Origin of the sequence: Anaerophaga thermohalophila str. Valhall (genome assembly GCF_000250735.1) — a bacterium.
GTDB classification, from domain to species: Bacteria; Bacteroidota; Bacteroidia; order Bacteroidales; family Marinilabiliaceae; genus Anaerophaga; species Anaerophaga thermohalophila_A.
Window position 1 is genome coordinate 1 of the sequence record NZ_AHZV01000011.1, and the last position, 4,743, is coordinate 4,743.

The following is a 4,743-nucleotide window of genomic DNA, read 5'->3' on the forward strand; positions in this document are numbered from 1 at the left end:
CAGGTTAGGTTTGACGGTCAAACCCACTGATCAAAATTATTGTTTATGAACATTGAAGAACTCAGAGATTATTGTCTTTCACTGCCTGCTACCTCCGAAGACCTGCCGTTTGATGAAACTTCCCTGGTTTTCAAGGTTGGTAATAAAATGTTTGCCCTGACTGATCTGGAAGGTCCATTTTGGATTAACCTGAAATGTGCTCCCGAAAAAGCCATTGAATTACGAGAGCAATATCCAGCTGTAAAACCCGGGTATCACATGAACAAAAAGCACTGGAACACCATTGAAGTGGACGGCTCGATCCCGGATAATCTTCTGAAACAATGGATCAAAGAATCGTATGACCTGGTGATTAAGGGAATGACACGTAAGGAACGGGAACGCCTGTTTATTTTTGTCTGTCCGTAAAGTGCCATTTACTGTGTTGCGCTCGTCCGAAAATTACTCATTTACGATGAGTAAACTCCGTATTTTCGGACTTCGCAAGCCTTGTAAATGACAGTTTCTGAACAGACAAACATATTGCGAGAATATCTTTTTAAGTTTATAGACACGCACTGATTTGAAGCAACCGACAAGCAAATCATCAGATAAAATACGCTGTCAATCTTTCTTCCTGAAAATATCCTTCATCCTGTCAAGAAGAGATTTTCCTTTGTCTTCGTCCGGTTCCTTTTCCTGTTCCCTGTTACCGGAAGTATCCTCACTCTCTTTCTTTTGCTTTTTCCCGCCAAACAGCCGTTCAAAAAAATTCAAATCGGGGTCTTCTTCCGAATAATCGGGGCAATCTGTCTCTGCAATTAAACTTTCTGGTAGCGGATAAAAACTTCGCCGGCCGATACCGGATTGGAACGATACTTTTTCGACTTTCTGCATAAATCGTCCGAATATGGGTAAAGCGGTATGAGCACCTTGCCCGAGTGCCATGCTGCGAAAACGAATCGCCGGATTTTCGGCGCCTACCCATACCCCTGCCACCAAACCGGGACTGAAACCAATAAACCATCCGTCGGCATTGTTCTGGGTAGTTCCGGTTTTACCGGCCAGTTCTGAACGGATACCGTAAATATCTCTCAGGGAGCGGGCAGTCCCTCTCTCAACAACACCCTGCAACATGTGAACCATGAAACGTGCTGTTCGCTCTTCAAACGCGGCATCACGCAAGCGGGCAGGAGGTGCCTGATAGAGAACTTTCCCGTTAGCATCCTCAATGCGTACAAGGCTTTGAAGTTCCGTTCCGTTTCCATAATTGGCAAAAGCCGTATAAGCCCTGACCATCTCATAAAGAGAAAGATTGGCGGTTCCCAGTCCCAGAGAAGGAACATCCGGCAAATCACTTTCAATACCTGCTTTTCTTGCAATATCGGCCACATCATGAGCACCTACATCCATTGTTAATTCGGCCGTTACGGTATTAACAGAATGAATAAGTGCGCCCTGAAGAGAATAATAGCCTTCATGCTCATCATCGCTGTTGGCTGGCGACCAGTCGTCGTATCGCTTATATACTCTTCGCTCGTTGCTGATGTAATCGCACGGTTCGTATCCCTCCTCAAGTGCTGTAGCATAAACAAAAGGCTTGAATGTACTTCCCACCTGCCTTTTGGAAAGGACATGGTCGTATTGAAAAAACTTAAAATTCGGCCCTCCTACCCACACCAGAACACGACCATCGGCCGGATCAACTGCCAGAAATCCCGCCTGAAGTTGCCGAACCGCCCAGGCAACAGAATCGACCGGAGACATTTCAACTTTTTTCTCCTCGCCATCCTCCAGGATGAACATTTTTACAGGCTTTTCCATCTCCTGCATGATCTCAGTCTCCGTAAAACCTTTTTTACCAAGGGTCTGGTAACGGTGTGATTTTGTTAATGCAGAAACAAAAATCTCAGGGTGCCCTTCCCACGGATTTCGGTTTTTCCAGTGTGCATCGAATTCATTCTGCAGTCTGACTAAATGATCCTTAACAGCCTGATTGGCATAATGCTGAAGTCGCGAATCAAGAGTAGTATATATTTTAAGTCCGTCCTCATAGATGCTAATGGAATCTCCATACTGCTCATCAAGAATCCTTTCGACCTGAATGCGGATGTGTTCAACAAAATAAGGAGCAGGTCCGTCATTGTGATCCAGAACCCGATAGTCAAGCTCCAGTGGCTTTTCCTGATAAAGCTTTCCCTGCTCTTCAGTCAGAAACTCCTGCTCAACCATCCTTTTAAGTACAATGTTACGCCGCTGCCTGCTTTCCTCCGGATGGAGCCGGGGATTATAACGCGTATTGGCTGCAAGCATTCCTACAAGGGTTGCTGCCTCATGCGGAGCCAGTTCGGATGATGATTTACTGAAAAAACGGTTGGCCGCAACCTCTATGCCGTAAATATTTTCTCCAAAAGGAACCGTGTTGAGATAGAGATTAAGTATTTCAGCCTTGGAGTAGACCTCCTCAAGACGCGCTGCCGTAAACATTTCTCTTGATTTATTCACCGGTAGGGAAAGGAATTTATAATCGCGTCTGGGATACAGGTTTTTAGCCAATTGCTGACTAATGGTGCTTCCTCCTCCCTGGCTGCGATCACCCAGAAGAACAGAGTGCACCAAAACCCTGCCCATACTGATATAATCCAAACCTTTATGTTCAAAAAACCGGCTGTCCTCAGTGGCGATAAGCGCATGAATAACATGCTCCGAAATGCTCTGATTTTCGATATGCCGCCTGTTTTCAATAAAATACTTGCCAATCATCTCTCCGTCGGACGAATAGACTTCCGATGCCGTATGATTGGTGATACGGTGTAGTTCATTAGTTGTTGGAATCTTTCCAAACAGCCCGATGTAAACCAGAAAAAGAAAAGCACCCATGAAAGCAACACCTGCGATAAATAATTTAATCAACGCTTTCAGGAGCCAGTATCGAAAACGCTGTCCCCTACTTTTTGAGGGTTTCTTATCTTTGTATTGCTTATTGTTATTTCTTCGATTCATCAATTAGTCAATCTAAATGGTGCAGTTTTTTAGTTCTTTGATTGGGTAGTATTATACCATTCCACTGTATTCTCAATAGCATCATCGATAGGCTGAAAAGAAAAATTAAACTTCCTGGAAAACTTTCCGGCAGAATAAAATGATTTGTTGTGAGCAGCTCTGGCAGTATCCTTTGTAATAGCCGGCGCTTTACCTGCAAGAATACAAAGAATATGATTCAGACGCCATCCGATTTCAGCCATCCATGGGGTTGCTTTTACAAAAGGTGCCCTTTTACCGAGGGCATGGGCCACTTTTGAAAAAAAATCCTTAAACGAAAGATTCTCACCATTGAGGATAAAACGTTCATTCACCACATCACTGTTCAACAAGAGAACAATACTTTCTGCCACATCGCGCACATCCACAAAACCCGTAACGCCGGTTGTGTAAAACGGCATCCCCTTTTGCACAGAATAAAACAGACGTCCGCTGCTGCGCTTCCAGTCTATCGGCCCGATAATAACAGAAGGGTTGACAATGATGACCGGCAATCCCTCTTTGGAAGCACGCCAAACCTCCATTTCGGCCCGAAACTTGCTGTGCGAATATGCCGAACGGTTATCATCCGGCTGCCATTCAACATTTTCATCCACTTCTTTTCCATCAGGATGTCTTCCCAGACTGGATATGGAACTGACATAAACCAGTTTTTCGACACCTTTGCTGATGCAGGCATTTACCAGGTTGGCGGTTCCCGATGCATTTACTTCTAACATTCTGTCAGCTTCTCCCGGATTGAATGAAACCTTTGCCGCTGCATGAACAACATGAGTCACTCCATCCAATGCATCTTCAATACCGAAATAATCAGCTAAATCTGCTTCAACCCATTCCACTTTATCAAGCAAATCAGAAGCATCGTCTTTCCGGTAATAGCGGAACAAGGCTTCAACCTGCTTTAAATTGCTGGTTTTACGTTTTGTAGCCCTTACTCTGTGGCCTTTCAGGGTCAACGAATACAGAACATGCGATCCGACAAGCCCTGTAGCACCGGTTAGTAATATCATATCAGACAAAATTAATATTTTACCAATAAAAACGAATGGTCTGTTTCACTTCCGGGGATATGCTCAACGGCACAGGACTGGAACCGGCAACGTTCTCAATTATTCTTTTTTCTTTTTCTGTATATCCGTTGGCAGGGAAATAAAATGACACGATAACTTCTTCCACTCTTCTTGGAGAGAGCGACATTATTTGGGTTATTTCCACTTCCGTCCCTTCTATATCAATTTTATTATCTTCGGCAGTAATCCCCATAATGGTCATTATACAGCTTCCCAACGATGTGGCCAAAAGATCGGTTGGTGAAAACGACTCTCCCTTTCCACGGTTATCGACAGGTGCATCGGTAATAATTTTTGTTCCCGACCGGAGATGGGTGCTTTCCACGCGCAAATTCCCCAGATAACGGCTTTTAATTGTGACTGACATAAAGATTTATTTTAACAGTTGGTCATCTACAAAAATTGTTTCTAATTTAGCGAATCCATAAATTAAACCACGCCCAAATAAAAAAAACATGAATTTACAAATTATGTTTCTTTCTGATTGTCGTGTAATTTATAGATAGTGCATGTCTATAAACTCGCAAAAATTTTCACAATATGTGTGTCTGTTCAGAAAGAGCCAGTTGCAAGGCTTGCGAAGTCCGAAAATACGGAGTTTACTGATCGTAAATGAGTAATTTTCGGACGAGCGTAACACAGCAAATGGTAC

At 43.7% G+C, this 4,743-nt stretch carries 4 protein-coding genes; 1 reads left to right on the forward strand and 3 read right to left on the reverse strand.

What is annotated here, in order from left to right; all coding sequences use genetic code 11:
• Window positions 1-45: 45 nt before the first annotated feature.
• Window positions 46-408 (forward strand): MmcQ/YjbR family DNA-binding protein, encoded by a 363-nt coding sequence (locus OQ5_RS0100325; protein WP_016775581.1) that lies wholly within the window; start codon window positions 46-48, stop codon window positions 406-408.
• A gap of 195 nt (window positions 409-603) precedes the next feature.
• Here the strand turns inward: OQ5_RS0100325 and OQ5_RS0100330 are convergent, their stop codons facing one another.
• From OQ5_RS0100330 to OQ5_RS0100340, 3 genes are read right to left on the reverse strand one after another with little or no spacing between them, the layout of a single operon-like run.
• A complete protein-coding gene (locus OQ5_RS0100330; RefSeq protein ID WP_016775582.1) occupies window positions 604-2,982 on the reverse strand; it encodes a penicillin-binding protein 1A in 2,379 nt (792 codons plus the stop codon).
• A 29-nt stretch (window positions 2,983-3,011) separates the two neighbouring features.
• The gene (locus OQ5_RS0100335; protein ID WP_016775583.1) at window positions 3,012-4,031 is read right to left on the reverse strand and encodes an NAD-dependent epimerase/dehydratase family protein; all 1,020 of its coding nucleotides are present in this window, start codon (window positions 4,029-4,031) and stop codon (window positions 3,012-3,014) included.
• 19 nt (window positions 4,032-4,050) lie between these two features.
• Window positions 4,051-4,458: an OsmC family protein gene (locus OQ5_RS0100340; RefSeq protein ID WP_016775584.1), complete on the reverse strand. Its 408-nt coding sequence runs from the start codon at window positions 4,456-4,458 to the stop codon at window positions 4,051-4,053.
• Between the last annotated feature and the right edge of the window lie 285 nt (window positions 4,459-4,743).